Source organism: Streptomyces sp. BBFR102, assembly GCF_051397025.1.
Taxonomy (GTDB): Bacteria; Actinomycetota; Actinomycetes; order Streptomycetales; family Streptomycetaceae; genus Streptomyces.
The window spans coordinates 3,990,345-4,009,431 of record NZ_CP195757.1; the positions used below are offsets into that span (position 1 = coordinate 3,990,345).

Genomic DNA, 19,087 nt, shown 5'->3' on the forward strand with positions numbered 1-19,087 from the left:
GCACCCCAGGAGAAGCCGATCATGAGCACCGCCGACAGGCTGACCTCGATTGAGATCTGTGCCGGTGCTGGCGGTCAGGCGGTCGGACTGCATGATGCGAACTTTCGCCATCTGGCGCTCGTAGAGATCGACCCCCATGCCGCCGCGACTCTTGCTCATAACGTGGGAAAGCATCCGAAGTGGGCGTGGGAGCGAGAGCACTGCCTCATCCTCAATGAGGACGTAAACAACTTTAAGCCGCTTGAGAGAGTGTTGAACCCTCTCAAGGTGCCGGGGGGTGCGGGGTCGCGTCAGCAGGCGGAATTCCTGAAGCCGGGAGACCTGGATCTCCTGGCTGGCGGTGTTCCGTGCCCGCCATTCTCCACTGCGGGAAAGCAGCTCGGCCGCGACGATGAACGCGATCTCTTCCCTAAAATGCTGGATCTCGTTGACCAGCTCCTCCCGCGTGCGGTGATGATCGAGAACGTGCGCGGCCTTGTGGAGCCGGAGCCTAAGTTCCGGTACTACCGCAATCACATCAAGAACCGGCTGCGTAAATCCGGGTACGTGATCTGTGGCTGGAACGTTCTGCACGCTCAGGATTACGGGGTGCCGCAGCTGCGGCCGCGAGCGATTCTGGTTGCCATCCGGAAGGACCAGTACAGGGGCTTCGACTGGCCTGTGCCGCGCAAGAAGCTGAAGACAGTGGCGGAGGCGCTTGAAGAGTCCATGGCCCGGCGCCTCGGCGGCAAAGACTCACCTCTGTTCAAGCAGTGGTGGGACCAGGCGAAGCTCGGCACCGTCGCACCCACCCTTGTGGGCGGCTCGAAGAAGCATGGCGGCGCTGACCTCGGACCGAGCCGGGCCAAGAAGGCATGGAAGGCCCTCGGCGTCAACGGCATGGGGGTAGCCAATGACGAAGACAGAATCGTTGACCGTGACCGTGATCTGGGGAACCTCACGCAGAAGCGCGGTCCCATGCTGACAGTCGAACAAGCGGCGCTCATTCAGGGGTTTCCTGCGTACTGGGAGTTCGCGGGGAGGAAAACGGCTCAGTACCGGCAGGTGGGAAATGCCTTTCCTCCCCCGGTAGCGGAGGCTGTGGGGCACGCTATCGCGGAGGCGCTCCGGCGGACCGGGGAGCTTCACCACGACCCGGCATCCGAGTTCGAGCCGGAGGAAGACCCCGCACTCACGGCAGTTCAGGAGAGCTTTACCGAGAGCTGGCCGCAGTCGGCCGACAACCGGAGCACGGTGCCCAGCCAAGTCTGAAGCGGTATCTGGGTGATGGCTTGGCTGGCTGGGCCCGTGTCTGGCTCCAGGGATCTATGCGTGGTCAGTCCAGGCCTGAGCTCCTACGCTCCGTGACACTCCCCATACCTTTGGCCACTCCCGCACCAGCACCCTGCCTCCTTCGCCGGCGGCCAAGCCTTCGCTCGCCCTCTCGCCGCCAGGGTCGTCGCGTACAGCGGGAGCAGGGTCGGGTCGGTGGGGGAGGTGGTCTCCGAGGCGGCGAAGGCCTCGTAGGAGGGGAGGGTGGCGGAGACGGTGCCGAGGTTGGGGGCGCCAGTGGTGGCGAGTTCGCGGAGGGAGGATTCGACGGCGGTCAGGTGGGCTTCGTGGGAGGGGTACTCCGTGGCGAGGGCGGGGTGGGCGGTGAGGAGCTGGGTCAGTTCGTCCTCGGGCCAGTGCAGGACGGCAACCGGGAACGGGCGGGAGAGGGCGGCGCGGTAGGAGCCCAGTTCGGCGCGGAGGCGGTCGATCTCGGCGCGGAGTTCGGCGGGGTTGTCGGAGCCGAGGGACCAGAGGCGGTTCGGGTCGTGCAGCTCGTCGAGGGGGACGGGGGCCTCGTGGAGGCGGTCGGCGAGGTCGTCGCGGGCATCGTGGCAGGCGCCGAGCAGGCGGCGGACGCGGTGGCGGCCGAAGAGCAGCGGCCGTACCTCGCGGGGCGGGTTCGCCCTGTCGCCGACGAGGAGTTCGATGGCGTCGGTGAAGACGCGGTGGGCGCTCTCCAGCTCGTCGTGGGCCTCCAGCGCCTCGGCGACGATGATCCACGGCTCGGGGGAGCGGGGCGCGGCGAGGCGGACACCGTCGATGACGGCGCGGGCCTCCGCCTCGTGGCCGTACTCCCAGAGGTTGGCGGCCTTCAGGGCGCGGACCAGGACGGGCTGCTCGGCGGGGAGGGCCAGCAGGCGGTCGTAGAGGGCGGTGGCGCGTTCGCGACTGCCTGCGACCTCGTGGTGGGCGGCGGCCTGGAGCAGGAGCTGCTCGGCGTCCTCGGGGTACAGCGCGGCGGCGCGTTCGAGTCGTTCGGCCTCGGCGCTGTGCGAGGCGTGCGGCGTGGTCTCGGCTGGCGTGTCGGGGCGCATACGGGACACGGTACTGCCGGGCGTGGACCGTGGAAGGGGCGGTGCGCGCGGTGTGGGCGGGGCCACGTACGCCGGGGCACGCCCGGCGCGGGAGGCGCCCGCGTGCCCGAGCCCGCGCCCCGCGCCCCTCCCGCGACCGGCGGTGCCCCCGGTAGGCTGGCGGGAACTCTCGGCCCGGCGGTACGCGGAAGGAGGCGGGTATGACGGACGTGGTGTCGGCCACGACGAACCAGCTACGGCAGTTGCGCCTGCTCGGCGTGCTGCTCGTCCTGCTCACCGCCCAGTACCTGCTCGCCGAGACCGCGCTCGGGGCCGCCGCCGTCGCGGTGGCCGCCACCGCCGCCGCCGGATCCGCGCTCGCGCTCTGCGCGGTGGTCGCCGCCCGGGCCGTGCCCAGGGTGCCGGTGGCACGGGTGCGGACCGCGCTCAGGGACCGCGCCCGCCGCACCGCCTTCCTGCCGCAGCGAGACCCCGACGCACCGGGCCGCCGCAGGCCCCGGGCGCCCGGGGCGCCCCTCCCGACGGCCGCGTAACCCCTCCCCCCGACGCCGGCTCCGCCGACGGGCGGGGCGAGGACGTGCGGTCCCGTCACGCTGCCGCGAGCCCTGCCGGCTCGCTTCCCCGGCCTGACAACCCCGGTGCCGCTGTGCGCGCGCCGCCACGGGAGGGTTTCCCTTGTCGTTCTTCTCCACCTTCGCCGATCTCGTCGACGGGCTCGGCGATGTCCTCGAACCGCTCGCCGGCACCGCCTCGACCGCCGCCGCCATCGTCCTGTTCACCGCGTTCGTCCGGCTGCTGGTGCTGCCGCTCTCCCGGGCCGCGGCCCGGGGCCAGAAGGCGCGGACCCGCCTCGCACCGCAGGTCGCCGCCTTGCGCGAGAAGTACAAGAAGAATCCGGAACGGCTGCAGAAGGCCACGCTGGAGCTGTACGCGGCCGAGAAGGTGTCGCCGTTCTCCGGCATCCTGCCGAGCCTGTGCCAGTTGCCCGCCTTCTTCCTGATGTACCACCTCTTCGCCTCCGCCGAGATCGGCGGCGCCCCCAACACCCTCCTCGGCCACTCCCTCTTCGCCGCGCCGCTGGGCGACCGGTGGAAGGACGCGCTGGCCGACGGCGGGATGTTCGGCGCGCACGGCCAGGTCTACCTGGTGCTCTTCGCCGTGGTGGTGGCCGTCGCCGTCCACAACTACCGGCGCACCAAGCGCCAGATGGCCGCCGGCGCGGCGCTCGGCGCCGGGGCCGGCGGGGGCGCGGAAGGGATGCCGGGCATGGGGGCGATGGCCAAGATCGCGCCGCTGATGTCGTTCATGACCCTGTTCACCGTGGGTTTCGTGCCGCTCGCCGCCGCGCTGTACGTGGTCACCAGCACCCTGTGGACGGCGGTCGAGCGGACCGTGCTGTACCGGGAGGAGCCGGCCGCCGTCGCCGTGACCGCCTGACCCGACGGGCGCCCCGGCCGACACGTCCGCCCGGCCCGCGTGGGGCTCAGACGCGCCCGACCAGGTCCACCGTCGCGCCGGTGCGCGCCGATTCCCGGGCCGCCTCCAGCACGGTCAGGGCGTCCGCCGCCTCCAGCGCGGTGACCGGGTTCGGGCCGCCCCCGCGCAGGGCCGCGTGAACGGCGCGGTAGTACGCCGGGTAGTCGCCCGGCAGGGTCGGCTCGGGGGTGCCGCCGCCGGTCAGCGGGGACTCGCCCGAGCCGACGCGACCCCACATCGCCTCGCCCTCCACACCCCACGGCTCACCCGGCCGGGGGCGCTCGCCCGCGCGCAGGGCCGCCTCCTGCGGGTCGAGTCCGTACTTGACGTACCCGGCGACCGAGCCGAGGACCCGGAAGCGCGGGCCGAGCTGGGCGGTGGTGGAGCTGACGTACAGGTGGGAGCGGACGCCGCCGCGGTGGCGCAGGGAGAGGAAGGTGTCGTCGTCGGCCTCGGCGCCGAACCGGCGTACGTCCGACTCGGCGTAGACCCGGTCGACCGGGCCGAAGAGGTGCAGGGCCTGGTCGACGACATGGCTGCCCAGGTCGTAGAGGAGGCCGCCGATCTCCTCCGGGCGGCCCGACTCGCGCCAGCCGCCCTTCGGCTTGGGCCGCCAGCGCTCGAACCGCGACTCGAACCGCCAGACGTCGCCGAGCGTGCCCGCTTCCACCAGGGCGGCCAGGGTGCGGAAGTCGTTGTCCCAGCGGCGGTTCTGGAAGACCGAGAGCAGCAGCCCGCGCTCCTCGGCCAGCGCCGCCAGGGACCGGGCCTCGCCCGCCGTACCGGCCAGTGGCTTGTCCACCACCACCGGCAGCCCGGCGCGCAGGGCCGCCTCGGCGAGGGCGACGTGCGTCCTGTTGGGGGAGGCGACGACCACCAGGTCCAGTTCGTCCGCGCGCGGCCACAGCTCGTCGGCGGTGCCGGCGAACCGGACCTCGCCGAACGCGGCCCGGGCCGCCCGGCGCCGTTCGGGCGAGGAGGTGACGACGGTGTCGAGGACCAGGCCCTCGGCGGCGGCGATCAGCGGGGCGTGGAAGACGGAACCGGCCAGGCCGTACCCGACGAGGGCGACCCGGACCGGCGCGGTGGCGGCGCCCGGGGTGGGCGAGGTGGTGGTGTCGGACATGGCCCCAGCCAAGCACGATCCGCCGCCCGCGCCGCCCGGCGACGAGGGCTTCGCCCCGCATTGGTCGGATTATCGGCCGACCGGGCGATCTCCGGCCGCCACGACCGGCTCGAACAGCCGAACCAGGCGTGGCGCGCCCCGCCGCGCCCCCGCCCGCGTGGCAGGGTCGCGCCAACGGCCGACGGCCCCTCCCAGTGCCGTCGGCCGCCGGCACGACCTGGAGGCGGACACACTCATGCGCTCGCGCACACCCCTGGCCCTGGTCCTGGTAGTCGTCTCGCCCCTCGCCACCGCCTCCGCCCACGCCACGCCCACCGGAGCGCCCGCCGGGGCCGCTCACGCCCCGGCCGCCCCCGGCGCCCGCCCGGCCGGGCCGCCCATCCCGCTCTGCGTCCAGCCCGACGCGGCCGTTCTGCCGCTCACCGGGCAGTTGCGCGACGGCCCCGCCCACGTGCGCGCGGGCGACGAGCCGAGCGGCTTCACCGTGCGCATCCGCAACACCAGCCGGATCACCTGCCACCGCGTCCACCCGGTGGTCCTCCTGCTCGACGAGGACCGGGCCCTGGCCCCCTCGCAGCTCCGGCTCGACTTCCACGACGGGCGGCGCTGGCTCCCGGTCCGCCTGCGCCACACCACGCGCGACGAGAACGTCGGCGTCCTCGACGGCGGCCAGGGCTTCCGCGGCTTCACCGTGCGGCCCGGCGCCGAGAAGGACGTACGGCTGCGGCTCGCCGTCCGCGAGGACGCCCGGCCCAACCGGGTCGCCGTCCAGGCCGCCCTGGTCCAGCACCACGACCGGGACGGCCACTGGGTCGGCCACTCGGACACGTACACCTTCGCGCTCCGGGCCGCCGACGGCACCGGCACCCGGCCGCCCGTACCGCCCTCGCCCCCTCACCCGCCCCGGAGCGAGCGGCCCGCCGACCCGCGCGACGCCACGCCGTCGGCGCCCGTGCATCCGCCTCGGAGTGAGCGGTCCGCCGACCCGCGCGATGCCACGCCGTCGGCGCCCGTGCACCCGCCTCGGAGTGAGCGGTCCGCCGACCCGCGCGATGCCATGCCGTCGGCGCCCGCGCGCCCGCCCGGGAGTGAGCGGTCCGCCGGCCCGCGCGACGCGACCCCGGCGCCGACCGGCCGCCCGCCCGCCGTCCCCGTCCCGCCCCGCCCCTGGCCCCTGCCTGATCCGTGGGCGACCGAGGTGTCCCCGTCGGCCTCCCGCCTTCCCACGGAGGCGCCCGATCCGGCAGGTCGGCCGGACTCCCCGCCGCCCGTCCGGCGGCCGGGCCCGGCCAGCCCCGGCCCGCACCGCACCCTGCCGCCCGGACACCCGGACGCCGCCCGCTCGGCCGCCCCGGACGGCGAGGTCCCGCCGCGCGACCACCGTGGCCGTGGCCGCGAGGAGCGTACGGAGGTGCCCGGCCACACCCCCGGCACCGGGCCGGACCACACCCCGGGCGGCGATGGAGACCCGCGCCACCCCGGCCTGGAGAGCGGAAAGGGCCGCCCCGAGCTGGCCGAGACCGGGGGCAGCGCCACCTCGCTCGGACTGCTCGCGGCGGCCCTGCTGACCTGCGGCGCCGCCCTGCTGCGACTGGCCCGGCGCCTGCGCCGGTCCTGAGACCGGCGGTCCGTCAGACCCGGTCGACCAGATCCGCGATCGATTCCACGACCTCGGTGGCCCGGTACGGGAACCGGTCCACCTCGGAGGCCGAGGTCAGGCCGGTCAGCACCAGGTAGGTCGTCATCCCCGCCTCCAGGCCGGCGAGGACATCGGTGTCCATCCGGTCGCCGATCATCGCGCTCGACTCCGAGTGGGCGCCGATGGTGTTGAGCGCGGTCCGCATCATCAGCGGGTTGGGCTTGCCGACGAAGTACGGCTCCTTGCCGGTGGCCTTGGTGATCAGCGCCGCCACCGAGCCCGTCGCCGGCAGGACGCCCTCGGCGGACGGGCCCGTGTGGTCCGGGTTGGTCGCGATGAACCGGGCGCCGTCCTTGATCAGCCGGATCGCCTTGGTCAGCGCCTCGAAGGAGTACGTCCGGGTCTCGCCCAGGATGACGAAGTCCGGGTCGCTGTCGGTGAGGATGTAGCCGGTCTCGTGCAGGGCGGTGGTCAGCCCCGCCTCGCCGATGACGTAGGCGGTGCCTTCGGGGTGCTGGCTGCTCACGAACTTGGCGGTGGCCAGCGCGGAGGTCCAGATGTTCTCGATCGGCACGTCCAGGCCGATCCGCTTCAGCCGGGCGTGCAGGTCACGCGCGGTGTAGATCGAGTTGTTGGTGAGCACCAGGAAGGGCTTGCCCGAGTCGCGGAGCTTGGTGATGAAGGTGTCGGCGCCCGGGATCGGCACCCCCTCGTGCATGAGGACGCCGTCCATGTCCGTGAGCCACGATTCGATCGGCTTACGCTCTGTCATGGGTGCGGGCTCCTGCCTACGCGTAACTCATGGGATCGACAGCTTACTCAGCACCCCCGGCCCCCGCCGCCGGGAGCGGGCCGCCCCGGCGTTCACCCGGGCAGCGCAACCCTTGCCCGACGCGCCCCCTTCCCCGCGCATCCGAGTGGCGCGGCCCCCGTGCCCGGGTGAACCTGCGGGGGACAGGAGGTTCACCATGCGCATTCATGGCAACACCGTGCGTGCCGCCGCTCTGGCCGCAGCACTGACCCTGACCCCTCTCGCCGCCGCCTCCGGCGCGGTCGCCGGCGACGAGGAGAACTACGGCGGCCACCACCGGCCGGGCCGGGTCACCGTCACCCCGTCCACCGTCTCGCCCGGCGGCGAGGTCACCCTGCGTGTCGACGTCTGCCGGGGCAAGGAGGCGGTCGGCTTCTCGGAGGCGTTCGCCGGGGACGCCTGGTTCGGCCCCTCGGCCGACCGGGGCGAGCTGTACGCGGAGGCCCGTATCCGGTCCGACGCCGAGCCCCGCCAGTACGAGATAAAGGTCGACTGCAAGGACAAGGGGAACCGGCACGCCCGCGGCACGGTCACCGTCGTCCACCACAAGCCGCGCCCGCACGCCCCGGTCAGCGCCGGCGGCGGCGGTACCGCCCAGGTCGCGGCCGAGGCGGGTGGCGAGGGGCCGGGCACCTCGCAGGCGGTCATCGGCGGCGCCCTGGTCTCCGCCGCCGTCCTCGCCTTCGCGAGCCACCGGGTGCGCCGCAGCAGGCGTACGGACTGACCATGGCCGAAGGCAAGCGCGCGCACAGCAGGCTGATCACCGCCACGGCGTGGGCCGTGCTCCTGCTCGGCCTGTGGATCTGGGGGCGCGAGGTCTCCGGCGGCTCCCCGCCGCCGGGCTCGGGGAACGGGCGGTCGGCGGCGGTGGGCGGCGCGGCCGGCGCCGACCTGCCGCCGGCCCGCGATCCGCTGCCGGGGTCCCGTCCGGTCCGGGTCGACGTCCCGTCCATCGGCGTCTCCTCGGCCGAGGTGGTCTCACGCGGCCTCGACGGCGCGGGGGCCGTCGCCCCGCCGTCGTTCGACACCCCGGACACGGTCGGCTGGTACGACTCCGGCCCCCAGCCCGGCGAGGAGGGCGCGGCCCTGCTCGTCGGCCACGTCGACACCCGCACCCGGCCGGCCGTCTTCTACACCCTGAGCACCACCGAGCCCGGCGCCCGCGTCCGGGTGGCGCGCCAGGACGGCACGGTCGCCGAGTTCACCGTCGAGGACGTCCAGGTGCTGGAGCGCGAAGGGTTCGACGCGCAGAAGGCGTACGCCCCCCGGGAGAAGGGGCGCGCGGAGCTGCGGCTGATCACCTGCGGCGGCACCTTCGACAAGACCCGCAACACCTACACGGCCAACGTCGTCGTCTCCGCCTACCTCACCGGCTCCGCCACCGCGGACGGCGCCGAGGCCCAGAACACGGCCGAGGACCGGACCGCGCGGGCCGCCCGCGCCGAGACCGCCGGCGCCGGACCCCGCACAGAGGCGGCCGTCCCGCCCCCGGCCGGTGTCCGCCGCGCCGGAAGCGGCGAGGCCCTGCTGCCCTCCATGGCGATGGCCCCCTGAAACCCCCTCCGCCGCCGGCCCGTCCGGCGGCGGACGGCTCCCCGGACGCCCGTGTGTCACACCTGCCCCACGATCCGGTTCACCCCTGCGAGCGGACCGCCCGGCTATGTCAGGATTGCCGCACGACGGCGCACCTGAGGGGGAGTGGATGTACGGCAAAGACACCGGCCGCGGCCGAGGTTTCCGGCGCCGGGGGGTGGGAGCGGCGGCCGTGGGGGCGGCGCTGCTCCTCTCCGGCTGTTCCGGTTCGTCCGACAGCGGCGGCGAGGCGAAGCCCGGCGTGAGCCAGCAGCCCAAGGGCGAGGACCCGTACTGGGTCAACCCGGACGGCAACGCGGCCCGCCAGGCGGCCGAGTTCGCGGAGGACGGCAAGAAGGGCGAGGCGGCGTCGGTCCGCCGGATCGCGGAGCAGCCGGTGGCCGACTGGCTGGGCACCGAGAAACCCGAGGAGGAGGCGCGCGGCTTCACCGAGGCGGCGAAGGCCGCCGACCGCGAGGCGCTGCTGGTCCTCTACAACATCCCGCACCGCGACTGCGGCAACTACTCGGGCGGCGGCGCCGCCGACGGAGACACCTACCGCGCCTTCGTCGACTCCGTCGCCAAGGGCATCGGTGACCGCCCGGCCACCGTCATCCTGGAGCCGGACGCCGTCCTCCACCTGGTCGACGGCTGCACGCCCGACCAGTTCCACGAGGAGCGGTACGACCTGCTCAAGGGCGCGATCAAGACCCTCAAGGGCCTGCCGGACACCAAGGTCTACCTGGACGCGGGCAACGCCGGCTGGGGCAAGCCCGACCAGATCTTCGAGCCCCTGACCTGGGCCGGCGTCGCCGAGGCCGACGGCTTCGCGGTCAACGTCTCCAACTTCTACTCCACCGAGGACTCCGTCGCCTACGGCAGGCAACTGTCGGCGAAGGTCGGCGACAAGCCCTTCGTCGTCGACACCAGCCGCAACGGCAACGGCCCCTTCACCGGCGGCGACCCGGCCGAACGCTGGTGCAACCCGCCCGGCCGCGCCCTCGGCGAGGTCCCCACCACGAAGACCGGCGACGACCTGGTCGACGCCTACCTGTGGGTCAAGCGCCCCGGCGAGTCCGACGGCGAGTGCAAGGGCGGCCCGAAGGCCGGGCAGTGGTGGCCCGAGTACGCGCTGGGGCTGGCCGAGGCGGCGAAGTAGCGGCAGCCTCCGGCCTACGACGAGGGCGCCTCCCCCCAGCACGGGGGAGGCGCCCTCGTCCGTACACGAGTCGGCGGGGCGTCAGCTGTCGATGTGCACCCAGACCGCCTTCGAGGGCGTTCCCGCGTCGTCCACGGCGAAGAGCATGTACCAGCCGTCCTGGACGAGGTTGCGGTTCTTCGGGATCGTCACCTGGATGCCGTCGTCGGTCTTCTCCATGTCCAGCGCGATGGAGCGCTGGTCGACGTCGGTGACGTGGGTGGAGGCGCTCGGCCGCATCAGCCGGGCCTCCTTGATGGAGGAGGCGTGCAGCGAGTCGAAGACGCCGCTCTCACCCCGGGCCATCTTCTCCGGGCCGCCGCTCAGGGTCGGCCGGGCGTCCTTGTAGAGGTACGGCGGCGTGTAGATCTCGACGCGCTGGTCGAAGGTGCCCGGCTTGGTGTTGCCCTCGTCCGCGTAGAGCGGGTCGGAGCCGAAGACCACGACGCGGCCGTCGGGGAGCAGGATCGAACCGGAGTGGTAGTTGCGGCCCACCGCCGGGTCGGCCACCCGGCGCAGGGTGTTCTCGGCCGTGTCGTAGAGGCGGGCCTCCTTGATGTCGGAGTCGCCGCGTCCCCGGTAGTCCTCGGAACCGCCGGTGATCAGCACGCTGTCGTCGGGGAGGACCGAGGTCTGCGGGTAGCGGGTGCCCTTGTCGAGGGAGGGCCCGTCGGTGAAGCGCGGGGCGTCGTCCTTGAGGTCGATGATCCGGGTCTTCTTGCTGGAGCGCTCGGACTCACCGACCCCGCCGCCGCCGACCACCATGAACCGCTCGTCCTGCGCGGGCGGCAGCAGCACCGTCGCGGAGGTCTCCATCAGCTTGGGGTCGCTCAGCCCGGGCAGCTTGCGGAACTTGTTGGACTCGAAGTTCCAGATGCCCGGGTCGCGGCCGACGTCCGCCGGGCCGTACCCGGCGTTGGAACCGGAGTAGAAGAGCTTGCCGTCGGGGAGCAGGAAGACCGCCGGGTAGGTCGGCAGCTGCCGGATGCCCTCGGCGTACGTCCACTTCTTGGTCTCGGGGTCGTACAGCTCGTTCTTGCCCGGGACCAGCTGGCCTATCTCGTCCAGGCCGGAGAGGCTGAGGACCTTGCCGTCGGAGAGGGTGGTGAGGGTCGGGTACCAGCGGGCCTCGTTCATCGGGTCGACGGGGATGTACTTCTCCGCGACCGGGTCGAACTCGTAGGCGTCCTTGATTCCCTGGAAGTCCTTCTTGTCCAGGGCGAGTTTCTGCGCGATGCCGTAGAGGTTGCGGGTGTCGGAGCCCTTGAGGCCCTGGACGCGGTAGTTGTCCTCGGTGCCGGTCTCGTACTTGCGGCCGCTGCGCTCCGCCTCGACGTAGACCCGGCCGAGGCCCGCCTCGGTCCGCAGGAAGGCGCCGGTCTCCTTGTCGAAGATCTTCTCGGCGCGCTCGACGGTGATGTTGTCCTTGGCGACGAAGGTCTGGCCGTTCTCCTTGCCGGTGAACTTGGTCCCGGCCTTGATGGTCTTCGGCGCGTCCGGGTCCTCGTTGTGCACCACCATCAGGCCGCCGGCCTTGGTGACGTCGCCCTTGAGCTTCTCGTACCGCTTGGTGCCGCCGGCCACCAGCAGCTTGCCGTCGCCGAGCTGGGTGTGGCCGGTGCAGAAGAGGTCGTTGGGGGTGTGGATGCTCTTGAAGGTGTTCTCGACCGGGTCCCAGAGGGTCGTGTCGAACTTCTTCGCGTCGAAGTTGGCCTGGTTGTTGCCGGACCCGGCGACCAGCAGCACCTTCCCGGTCCGCAGCAGCGCCGCGTGGATGGTGTTGAGCCGGTACTTGGCCGGGATGTCGACGAAGTCCCAGTGCCCGTTCTCCGCCTTGTACTCCGGCTGGTTGATCTTGTACTCGTGGTACTGGGCCGAGCCGAAACGGTACAGCGCGGGCCCGTTCATGCCTGCGACGGCCAGGACCACGGCACCCCCGATGGCGAGACGGCGGGCCCGGCGGCGGCTGGTGGTGCGGTCGGTCATTTCTTACGTCCCCCGAGGGCGATCTGCATCGTCTGGTCGTTGGCGGCCCAGCTGGGCCCGGGCTGCCCCTGCTCCGGGGGCCGGCCGTCCGGCCCCGGCGGGGCGGCGGGCTCGCCGGGCGGGGTCGGCCCGGCGCCCGGCTCCGGGACGGCGGGCTGGGGGCGGCCCGCCGCGTGCGCGGCCTTGCTCCGCCGCTCCTGGCGCATCGACAGCCGCCAGGCGACGATCGGCGCGGCCGTGATCATCAGGGCGAGCGTGGCCCAGACGATCATGGCGGGGTGGTTGTTGCCGAAGAAGAAGGAGACCGTCACCGAGGCGGCGAAGACGAAGATGAAGAAGAGGTGGATGCGGAAGGTCCCGAAGAGCGTGTCCGGGCTGGACGAGTCGCCCTTCGGCGTCACCACGAACTTGCTCTTGCGGCGCAGTACCGAGTCCATCAGCGAGCGCGCGTACAGCGGCGCCGACATCGCCGACATCGCCATGCCGGCCACGCCGCCGGAGCCCTCGGGCTCGTGCGGCGAGACGTTGTGGCGGCGGTTCCAGATGTACAGGCCGATCTGGAGCGCCGAGGCGTTGCCGTAGAGCATCAGCCAGATCGTCGGGTCGATGTTGACGCCGGAGGCACCGAGGCCGAGGAAGAGCGCGCAGGACAGCGCGGCCAGAATCCAGTTCAGCGCCGACATCGGGTAGAAGATGATCATCATCGTGTAGTTGAAGAGCTTCGTCGGCGGCAGCGAGTAGAAGCCCTTCCAGTACTGCTTGAGGATCGTCTCGTACGTCCCGCGCGACCAGCGCAGCTGCTGGGTGAAGAAGTCGGTCCAGGCGGTCGGGCCCTCGCCGACGGCCAGCACGTCCGGGGTGTACACGGAGCGCCACTTCCTGCCGGTGGCCGGGTTCTTGGCGCGGTGCATCTCGAACCCGGTCGCCATGTCCTCGGTGATCGAGTCGTACAGGCCGCCGATCTGCTTCAGCGCCTTGATGCGGACCGCGTTGGAGGTGCCGACGAACATCGGGGCGCCGTAGCGGTTGCCGGCCCGCTGGATCAGCGCGTGGAAGAGGAACTGCTGCGACTCGGCGGCCTTGGTGACGAAGGTGTCGTAGTTGCCGTAGACCTGCGGGCCGATGACGAAGCCGACGTCCGGGTCGCGGAAGTAGCCGAGCATCCGCTCCAGGTAGTTGGGGAGCGGCACGTGGTCGGTGTCGACGGAGGCGAAGTAGTCGTAGTCGTCGCCGTGCGCGTCGAGCCAGGCGTTGTAGTTGCCGTGCTTGGTCTTGGCGCGGTGCGGGCCCTTCGCCTGGTTCCAGCGGGCCACCCCCTTGCGGGAGAAGTGGTGCACGCCGAGGCGTTCGCAGACCTCGCGGACCTCCGGGTCGTTCCCCTCGTCCAGCAGCCAGATGTGCAGCAGACCCCGGTGGCGCAGCTTGACCGCCGCCTCCAGGGTCTTCGTCACCATCTCGATCGGCTCCTTGCCGGGCACGAACGAGGTGAGGAAAGCGACCTTGGTGCCCGTCTCGGGCACCACGGGTATCGGGTCCCGGGCGACGAGCGTGGCGTGCGCGTTGGATATCACGTTCATGCAGCGGAAGAACTCGATCAGCCCGATCGAGACGAGCATGACCGTGTCCAGCGCGGGCAGGAAGTCGTACGCCGGGTAGTCCCGCTCGGTCCAGTGCTCGGGCTGCATCAACCAGACGAAGAGGGTGAGCGAGAGCAGGGGAGCGGCGCAGAGCAGGGCTGCCGCGCGGATGCGGTGCGGCTCCTGCGAGAGCAGCGAGCGGTAGCGCACCTTGTACGGCTTGGACGGGTCCGGCTGCGTGAGCGGGCCGGCGAGTCTGCTGTAGTGCTCGTAGTCGTAGCGCGGCAGCGTCTTCTTGATGCGCCGCGCTCCGCCCGTCCGGTGCGACACCGCCCGCAGTTGGGTGGTCTGTGACGGGTCGGATTCGCTCCGCCCACCCGTCGGGCTCGACGTCATGTGTCATTCCCCCCGCACGCGGGCACGGCCCGCGTGGTCGTTGGTCCTTTCGCCCGGCGACGGTCTCCCCCGGACCTCGCGGACGCGTCAGTGGGAGGCGCACCCGCCTGTGCGGCGCGGTGTCCCTCACCTCAGACAGCTCGGGCGGCCTTCCGGTTGCATGATGCCCTCAGCCGCGCCCGTTTTCGAACGGGCCCCCTCCCCGTCTCCCCCCGTGGCGGTCGTCCGGTCCCCCTCTGTCCCGGGACGCCCGCCTCGTCCGAGCCCGCGGCTCCAGGTCAGGGTTCTACGCCTGCCCGCATGATCGCAAGAGGGTGCCCGGGGCGGGGCTCGCGGGGTGCGGAGGGGGCGCGTTCGCGGCGAGGGTGTGCGCCTGCGGGCCGGGACGGCAACAGAAGAGGCCCCCCGCTTCGCAGGGAGCCTCTTCGTGTCGGTGCGCCGCCAGGGACTCGAACCCCGGACCCGCTGATTAAGAGTCAGCTGCTCTAACCAACTGAGCTAGCGGCGCGCGCTGACCTGCACAACTCTACCCGATGCCGGGGAGTGGTCCGGACGCCCGTACCGGCACCGCCCGGGGGTGACCCAGGTCACCCCCGGGCGCGTGGCGACGGTGCCCGGCGTCCGGTGCCGCAGGCCGCGGAACGCCGGAGGAAGCCCCTTCCGGCGGAGGCCGGCCGCGCCCGTTCGCCGGGTCGTCAGCATGCGCCCGCACCGGCCCGTTGAGAAACTGACGCCCGTGCAGATGTGTGTCGAATTCACCACGGCTCGCGACGGGAAAGGCGTGCGGTCCCCCGCATTCGAGGAATTCCACCCCGGGGTCGATTGCGACTGCGCCGGATGCGCCCGGTTCCGGATTTCCGGCGGGGATTTCCTGGCGGTACATCAGCGAGGCCGGGACCGGGCGCGCCGGGCCCTGGTGCTGGCCGCCACCGCCGTCGCCGTCGCCTGCGGCCACCTCACCCCCGCCCTCGCCGACGAGCCGCCCCCCTCGCTCGGGGCTCCGGCGCGGCTCACGGACGCGGCGCAGGGCAGCCCGCAGGGCGCTCCCGCCCCGCTCTACGGCCCGCCCGGACGGCCGTCCGTCCCGCTGCCCGGCCCGCCCGCCACCCCGCCGACCACGCGTGAGGCGATCATCGAGCGGGCCGAGAAGTGGACCCGCGCGAAGGTCCCGTACGCCATGGACGGGTACGGGGCCGACGGGTACCGGCAGGACTGCTCGGGGTTCGTCTCGATGGCCTGGAACCTGGGCCGCAGCGAATGGACGGGAAGCCTCGCGGGCTTTGCCGAACGCATCACCAAGGACGAACTCCGGCCCGGCGACATTCTCCTCTTCCACAATGCGGAGAACCCGGAGAAGGGCTCGCACGTCACCCTTTTCGGCGGCTGGACCAACAGCTCCCGCACGCAGTACACGGCGTACGAGCAGACCCGCCCCGCCACCCGCAGACAAGCCACCCCGTACGCCTACTGGACCAACGGCTCGCGGTTTCTTCCGTACCGGTACCGGGGCCTGGCCGAGGGGAGGGGGCGGGACATCCCGGCGGAGCGGGCGGCGCCCGGCGCGCCCGGCGCCGAGCGAGCCGGTGCCGTGCCCGCTCACCCGGGGGCGGCCGTGTTCCGGCCCGGCCGCAGCCGCCCGGCGGGGGAGGGGTTCGGGCGGCGAGGGGTCCGGCCGCGACCATCGGCGCGGGCCGGGGCGGCGCCGGAGCGAGACCGGCCGGCGCGGCACCGATGACTTCCCGCGCGCGCGGAGCCGGCGCGGCCCGCAGGCCGACGGAGCCCCGGGCCGTGAGACCAGGCGGCGACTCTTCTCTTGACGGAGGCACGGATGGGCACCACCAGCAGCGGTACCGGCCGCGAGTGCGGCGGCCTCGCGGAACCCGTCGCGCGCGCCGGCCTCCCCGGCCCCGCCGACCCGGCCGCCGAGGCCGGTCCCGGAGCGGCGGCCCCGGACCCGGCACCCCCGCACGCGGGGCCGACCGCGCCGCCGGCTCCCGCGCCCGGGTCCGCCACGGGATCGGCCACCGGCTCCACCCCGGTCCCCGCCGCCGAGGCCGGCGGTACGGAGACGTCCGGGTCCCCGAGCCGGGCGGTCCGCCTCATCCGTAGCGCCGACACCATGGAGATCCCCGTCCACCTGCTCTTCCGCGAGGAGCCGGGGGGCGGTGAGGGCGGGGCCGTGCGCCTGCCCGACCCGTTCGCGCCGCGGCCGGACCCCGAGGCTGGGTTCGCCGTGGCGGCGGCCCGGCAGCGAGGCCCCGCCGGACCGTCCCGGGGCGAACGGGCCGCCCCGCGCGGTGTGCTGCGCTGCCCGTCCGCCCTGGACGAGGCGGTCCCCGCCGAGCACCCGGCGCCCTCACTTCCCGGCGCTCTCGCGGTGGCCGCGGCCACCGGCGGGGCAGCCACCGCCGGGGCCGCCCTGTGGTGGGGCGGCCTGCTCCCGGCGGTGGCCTGGCTGCCGCCGCCCGGGACCGAGGCCGGCGGGGCGACGGCCTGGGCGCTGGCCGCCGGTGCCGGTGCCGTGACGGCGGTGTCGCTCGGCGGGCTGGCCCGGGGGAGGACCGGCTGGGTCTGGGTGCGGGGCCGCTTCGGCCGGTACCGGGGGACGGTGCGCAGGACCGGCCTGGTCTGGCTCAACCCGCTGGTGGGCCGGCGCCGGATGGACGTACGGGTGCGGCACTGGCGCAGTGAGCCGCTGCCCGCCGTGGACACCGACGGGGTGGCGGTGCGGGTGGTGCTGCACGCGGTGTGGCGGGTGGCCGATACCGCGCGGGCCGCGTACGCGGTGGATGACGTACCCCGTCACCTCGCCGAGTGCGCGGAGGCGGCGCTCGCCCGGGTGGTGTCGCGGCGGCCGGTGGACGCCTTTCGCCCGGGCGTGCCGACGCTGCGGCACACGGAGGCGGTGGCGGAGGAGCTGACCGGGCTGGTGGCGGGAGCGGCCGCGGTGGCCGGGCTGGAGGTGTTCGCGGTGCAGCCGGTGCGGATCGAGTACGCCCCCGAGGTGGCGGCCGCGATGGGGCGGCGCCGGCTGGCCGCGCTCGACGCGCTGCACCGGGACGCCCTTCTCACGGAGGCGGTCGACGCGGTCGAGGAGACGGTGCGGCGGCTGACCGCGCGCGGCCTGGTCGAGCCGGACGAGTGCGCGTACCAGGCGCTGGTGCGCGACCTGACCGTGGCGTTCTGCGCCGGGCGGGGTACCGGAGGGTGAGGCGGCGCCGGTTCCGCCGGCCGGTGGGCGCAAGTCTCCGGAAGGCGGGGAGCGGTTCGCGTCGAGGGGGCGGATCGGCCGAAAGCGCTCGATACCGACCCTTGTGTCCGTGTGCGGCCTGTCCGCCGTGTCCCGGCGGCGTCCCCCCGCGGCACCTCGCCGCCGCCGGCCCCGCCGCGCCCCGTGGGCAGGCCGCAGCGTCTTCCTGCACGTACGGGAGAAGCCCCCCGCTTCCGCGAGGGGCTTCTCCTTGTCTGTGCGCCGCCAGGGACTCGAACCCCGGACCCGCTGATTAAGAGTCAGCTGCTCTAACCAACTGAGCTAGCGGCGCGCGCTGACGAGAAAATAATACCCGGCCCGACAGGTGCTCCCGACCACCCGGCCGTGGTCCGCCTCACACGGGGACCGCCGCCGCTGCGGCGCGTCCGATCGGGGGAGAGGCGGCGTCCGCGCGCGAGAGCGGCCACCCCGCCTGGCATCAACCCAGGGAGGCGGCTCACCGGGCGGCGCGACGAAAGGACCTTCCCCATGGCACTCGGCGCACAGGAACGCGAGGAATTCCTCGCCGGCCGGCACGTGGCGTCCCTCGCGGTGGAGCGGGCGGACGGGCGGGCGCCGCTGACGGTGCCGATCTGGTACTGGTACGAGCCCGGCGGGGAGGTCCGGATCATCACCGGCGCCGACTCGGTCAAGGCCCGGTTCATCTCGGCCGCCGGCCGGTTCAGCCTGCTGGTGCAGCAGACGAAGCCCACCTATCTCTACGTCAGCGTGGACGGACCCGTGATCGCCGCCACCCCCACGACCGTGGACGACATGGTCACCGAGGCGTCCCGCTACCTCGACGCCGAGGGGGTCGACGACTACGTCTCGGGCACCGGCGTCACCGACACCGACTCCGCCGGGCTCCTCACCCTCGCCATGCGCCCCGAACACTGGCTCTCGGCCGACCTCGGCTGGGGCTAGCCGGCCCCACCCCGCCCGGCCCCGCCACGCCTCACAGTGCCAGCGAGAGCAGGACGGGCGCCGCGTTGCGGTTCAGCGCGAGCGAGGCGTCGTGGAGGCGGTGGGCGCGTTCGACGGGGAGGGAGAGGGCGAGGCAGTTGGCGGAGGCGCCGGCGGTGAGGGGGACGGCCGCGCAGACGGTGCCGACGGCGTACTCCTGGAGGTCGAGCACGGGCACGCTGGGCGCGTGCGCCTCCAGGCGGGTGAAGAGCGCGCGCTCGCTGGTGATGGTGTGGGAGGTCAGCCGCGCCGGGCGGTGCCGGGCGAGGTGGTCCCGGCGCCCGTTCACGTCGAGCTGGCTCAGCAGGCTCTTCCCGATGGCGCTCGCATGCGCCGCCGACCGGAAGTCGACCCACTCGTTGACCCGCGGCGCTCCGGGGCCGTCGGCGACGTCGGTGACCCGGATCTCCCCGTCGACGTACCGGCTGACGTAGACGGCCGCCCCGATGCTGTCCCGCAGCTTCTCCAGCTGCCGCTGGAGCCGCCCGCGCACCACGGCCCGCCCCGGCTCCCCGCCGAAGGCCCCGGCGACGTACCCGCCGTCGGGCAGCCGCCGTACGTACTCCTCCGCGCGGAGCATCCGCAGCAGCCCGGCGACCTCGGCGCGCGGCAGGCCGGTGGCGGCGGCGACGCGTGGCTCGGTGATGCCCGAGGGGTGGCGGGAGACGGTCTCCAGGACCCGCAGCGCCCTGCGGACGGAGCGGTACGGGGCGGCGGACTCGTAGGTCAGTGCCACGGTTTCCCC

16 protein-coding genes and 2 tRNA genes are annotated in these 19,087 nt (G+C 73.5%); 10 read left to right on the plus strand and 8 right to left on the minus strand.

The window, feature by feature from the left end; all coding sequences use genetic code 11:
* Positions 1-21 precede the first annotated feature (21 nt).
* On the plus strand, positions 22-1,251 hold the full coding sequence (locus ACSLIC_RS17885; protein ID WP_436738706.1) for a DNA cytosine methyltransferase: 1,230 nt from the start codon (positions 22-24) through the stop codon (positions 1,249-1,251).
* An 83-nt stretch (positions 1,252-1,334) separates the two neighbouring features.
* Here the strand turns inward: ACSLIC_RS17885 and ACSLIC_RS17890 are convergent, their stop codons facing one another.
* On the minus strand, positions 1,335-2,348 hold the full coding sequence (locus ACSLIC_RS17890; protein WP_436738707.1) for an SEC-C metal-binding domain-containing protein: 1,014 nt from the start codon (positions 2,346-2,348) through the stop codon (positions 1,335-1,337).
* A 200-nt stretch (positions 2,349-2,548) separates the two neighbouring features.
* Here ACSLIC_RS17890 and ACSLIC_RS17895 point away from each other — a divergent pair, with 200 nt between their 5' ends.
* Both ACSLIC_RS17895 and ACSLIC_RS17900 read left to right on the plus strand, forming a co-directional pair.
* Complete coding sequence (locus ACSLIC_RS17895; protein ID WP_436738708.1) at positions 2,549-2,881, plus strand: DUF6412 domain-containing protein; 333 nt, start codon at positions 2,549-2,551, stop codon at positions 2,879-2,881.
* Between the two features lie 142 nt (positions 2,882-3,023).
* A complete protein-coding gene (locus ACSLIC_RS17900) occupies positions 3,024-3,785 on the plus strand; it encodes a YidC/Oxa1 family membrane protein insertase (protein WP_436738709.1) in 762 nt (253 codons plus the stop codon).
* A gap of 46 nt (positions 3,786-3,831) precedes the next feature.
* On the opposite strand, the gene ACSLIC_RS17905 is transcribed toward ACSLIC_RS17900, so the two are convergent.
* Positions 3,832-4,950, minus strand: a complete 1,119-nt coding sequence (locus ACSLIC_RS17905) for a Gfo/Idh/MocA family oxidoreductase (protein WP_436738710.1) — start codon at positions 4,948-4,950, stop codon at positions 3,832-3,834.
* Between the two features lie 235 nt (positions 4,951-5,185).
* Between ACSLIC_RS17905 and ACSLIC_RS17910 the strand changes: the two genes are divergently transcribed.
* Positions 5,186-6,568 (plus strand): hypothetical protein, encoded by a 1,383-nt coding sequence (locus ACSLIC_RS17910; RefSeq protein WP_436738711.1) that lies wholly within the window; start codon positions 5,186-5,188, stop codon positions 6,566-6,568.
* 13 nt (positions 6,569-6,581) lie between these two features.
* Here ACSLIC_RS17910 and ACSLIC_RS17915 read toward each other — a convergent pair whose 3' ends face one another.
* Positions 6,582-7,361: an HAD-IIA family hydrolase gene (locus tag ACSLIC_RS17915; protein ID WP_436738712.1), complete on the minus strand. Its 780-nt coding sequence runs from the start codon at positions 7,359-7,361 to the stop codon at positions 6,582-6,584.
* A gap of 196 nt (positions 7,362-7,557) precedes the next feature.
* On the opposite strand from ACSLIC_RS17915, the gene ACSLIC_RS17920 reads away from it, so the two are divergent.
* The 3 genes from ACSLIC_RS17920 (at position 7,558) to ACSLIC_RS17930 (ending at position 10,131) form a co-directional block, all read left to right on the plus strand.
* A complete protein-coding gene (locus ACSLIC_RS17920; RefSeq protein ID WP_436738713.1) occupies positions 7,558-8,124 on the plus strand; it encodes a hypothetical protein in 567 nt (188 codons plus the stop codon).
* Between the two features lie 2 nt (positions 8,125-8,126).
* A complete protein-coding gene (locus ACSLIC_RS17925; RefSeq protein WP_436738714.1) occupies positions 8,127-8,954 on the plus strand; it encodes a class F sortase in 828 nt (275 codons plus the stop codon).
* Between the two features lie 148 nt (positions 8,955-9,102).
* Positions 9,103-10,131 carry a glycoside hydrolase family 6 protein gene (locus ACSLIC_RS17930; protein WP_436738715.1) on the plus strand — a complete coding sequence of 343 codons (1,029 nt, stop codon included), beginning with the start codon at positions 9,103-9,105 and terminating at the stop codon, positions 10,129-10,131.
* An 81-nt stretch (positions 10,132-10,212) separates the two neighbouring features.
* Here ACSLIC_RS17930 and ACSLIC_RS17935 read toward each other — a convergent pair whose 3' ends face one another.
* From ACSLIC_RS17935 to ACSLIC_RS17945, 3 genes are all read right to left on the minus strand, one after another.
* Positions 10,213-12,156 (minus strand): galactose oxidase-like domain-containing protein, encoded by a 1,944-nt coding sequence (locus tag ACSLIC_RS17935; protein ID WP_436738716.1) that lies wholly within the window; start codon positions 12,154-12,156, stop codon positions 10,213-10,215.
* The gene (locus tag ACSLIC_RS17940; RefSeq protein WP_436738717.1) at positions 12,153-14,129 is read right to left on the minus strand and encodes a glycosyltransferase family 2 protein; all 1,977 of its coding nucleotides are present in this window, start codon (positions 14,127-14,129) and stop codon (positions 12,153-12,155) included. Before ACSLIC_RS17940 ends, ACSLIC_RS17935 begins: the two co-directional genes overlap by 4 nt.
* A 434-nt stretch (positions 14,130-14,563) precedes the next feature.
* Positions 14,564-14,637 (minus strand) — tRNA-Lys (locus tag ACSLIC_RS17945).
* A 408-nt stretch (positions 14,638-15,045) separates the two neighbouring features.
* On the opposite strand from ACSLIC_RS17945, the gene ACSLIC_RS17950 reads away from it, so the two are divergent.
* Positions 15,046-15,864: an NlpC/P60 family protein gene (locus ACSLIC_RS17950; RefSeq protein ID WP_436738718.1), complete on the plus strand. Its 819-nt coding sequence runs from the start codon at positions 15,046-15,048 to the stop codon at positions 15,862-15,864.
* A 93-nt stretch (positions 15,865-15,957) separates the two neighbouring features.
* Complete coding sequence (locus ACSLIC_RS17955) at positions 15,958-17,340, plus strand: SPFH domain-containing protein (protein ID WP_436738719.1); 1,383 nt, start codon at positions 15,958-15,960, stop codon at positions 17,338-17,340.
* 257 nt (positions 17,341-17,597) lie between these two features.
* Here the strand turns inward: ACSLIC_RS17955 and ACSLIC_RS17960 are convergent.
* Positions 17,598-17,671: transfer RNA gene (locus tag ACSLIC_RS17960), tRNA-Lys, on the minus strand.
* Between the two features lie 197 nt (positions 17,672-17,868).
* On the opposite strand from ACSLIC_RS17960, the gene ACSLIC_RS17965 reads away from it, so the two are divergent.
* The gene (locus ACSLIC_RS17965) at positions 17,869-18,303 is read left to right on the plus strand and encodes a pyridoxamine 5'-phosphate oxidase family protein (RefSeq protein ID WP_436738720.1); all 435 of its coding nucleotides are present in this window, start codon (positions 17,869-17,871) and stop codon (positions 18,301-18,303) included.
* A 31-nt stretch (positions 18,304-18,334) separates the two neighbouring features.
* On the opposite strand, the gene ACSLIC_RS17970 is transcribed toward ACSLIC_RS17965, so the two are convergent.
* Complete coding sequence (locus tag ACSLIC_RS17970; RefSeq protein WP_436738721.1) at positions 18,335-19,078, minus strand: IclR family transcriptional regulator; 744 nt, start codon at positions 19,076-19,078, stop codon at positions 18,335-18,337.
* Positions 19,079-19,087 lie beyond the last annotated feature (9 nt).

Bases quoted from the DNA above. Each gene is read 5' to 3' on its own strand.
- ACSLIC_RS17895 (WP_436738708.1), top strand. From the start codon at position 2,549: ATGACGGACGTGGTGTCGGCCACGACGAACCAGCTACGGCAGTTGCGC.
- ACSLIC_RS17885 (WP_436738706.1), top strand. From the start codon at position 22: ATGAGCACCGCCGACAGGCTGACCTCGATTGAGATCTGTGCCGGTGCT.
- ACSLIC_RS17925 (WP_436738714.1), top strand. From the start codon at position 8,127: ATGGCCGAAGGCAAGCGCGCGCACAGCAGGCTGATCACCGCCACGGCG.
- ACSLIC_RS17920 (WP_436738713.1), top strand. From the start codon at position 7,558: ATGCGCATTCATGGCAACACCGTGCGTGCCGCCGCTCTGGCCGCAGCA.
- ACSLIC_RS17905 (WP_436738710.1), bottom strand. From the start codon at position 4,950: ATGTCCGACACCACCACCTCGCCCACCCCGGGCGCCGCCACCGCGCCG.
- ACSLIC_RS17965 (WP_436738720.1), top strand. From the start codon at position 17,869: ATGGCACTCGGCGCACAGGAACGCGAGGAATTCCTCGCCGGCCGGCAC.
- ACSLIC_RS17915 (WP_436738712.1), bottom strand. From the start codon at position 7,361: ATGACAGAGCGTAAGCCGATCGAATCGTGGCTCACGGACATGGACGGC.
- ACSLIC_RS17910 (WP_436738711.1), top strand. From the start codon at position 5,186: ATGCGCTCGCGCACACCCCTGGCCCTGGTCCTGGTAGTCGTCTCGCCC.
- ACSLIC_RS17930 (WP_436738715.1), top strand. From the start codon at position 9,103: ATGTACGGCAAAGACACCGGCCGCGGCCGAGGTTTCCGGCGCCGGGGG.
- ACSLIC_RS17890 (WP_436738707.1), bottom strand. From the start codon at position 2,348: ATGCGCCCCGACACGCCAGCCGAGACCACGCCGCACGCCTCGCACAGC.
- ACSLIC_RS17940 (WP_436738717.1), bottom strand. From the start codon at position 14,129: ATGACGTCGAGCCCGACGGGTGGGCGGAGCGAATCCGACCCGTCACAG.
- ACSLIC_RS17955 (WP_436738719.1), top strand. From the start codon at position 15,958: ATGGGCACCACCAGCAGCGGTACCGGCCGCGAGTGCGGCGGCCTCGCG.
- ACSLIC_RS17935 (WP_436738716.1), bottom strand. From the start codon at position 12,156: ATGACCGACCGCACCACCAGCCGCCGCCGGGCCCGCCGTCTCGCCATC.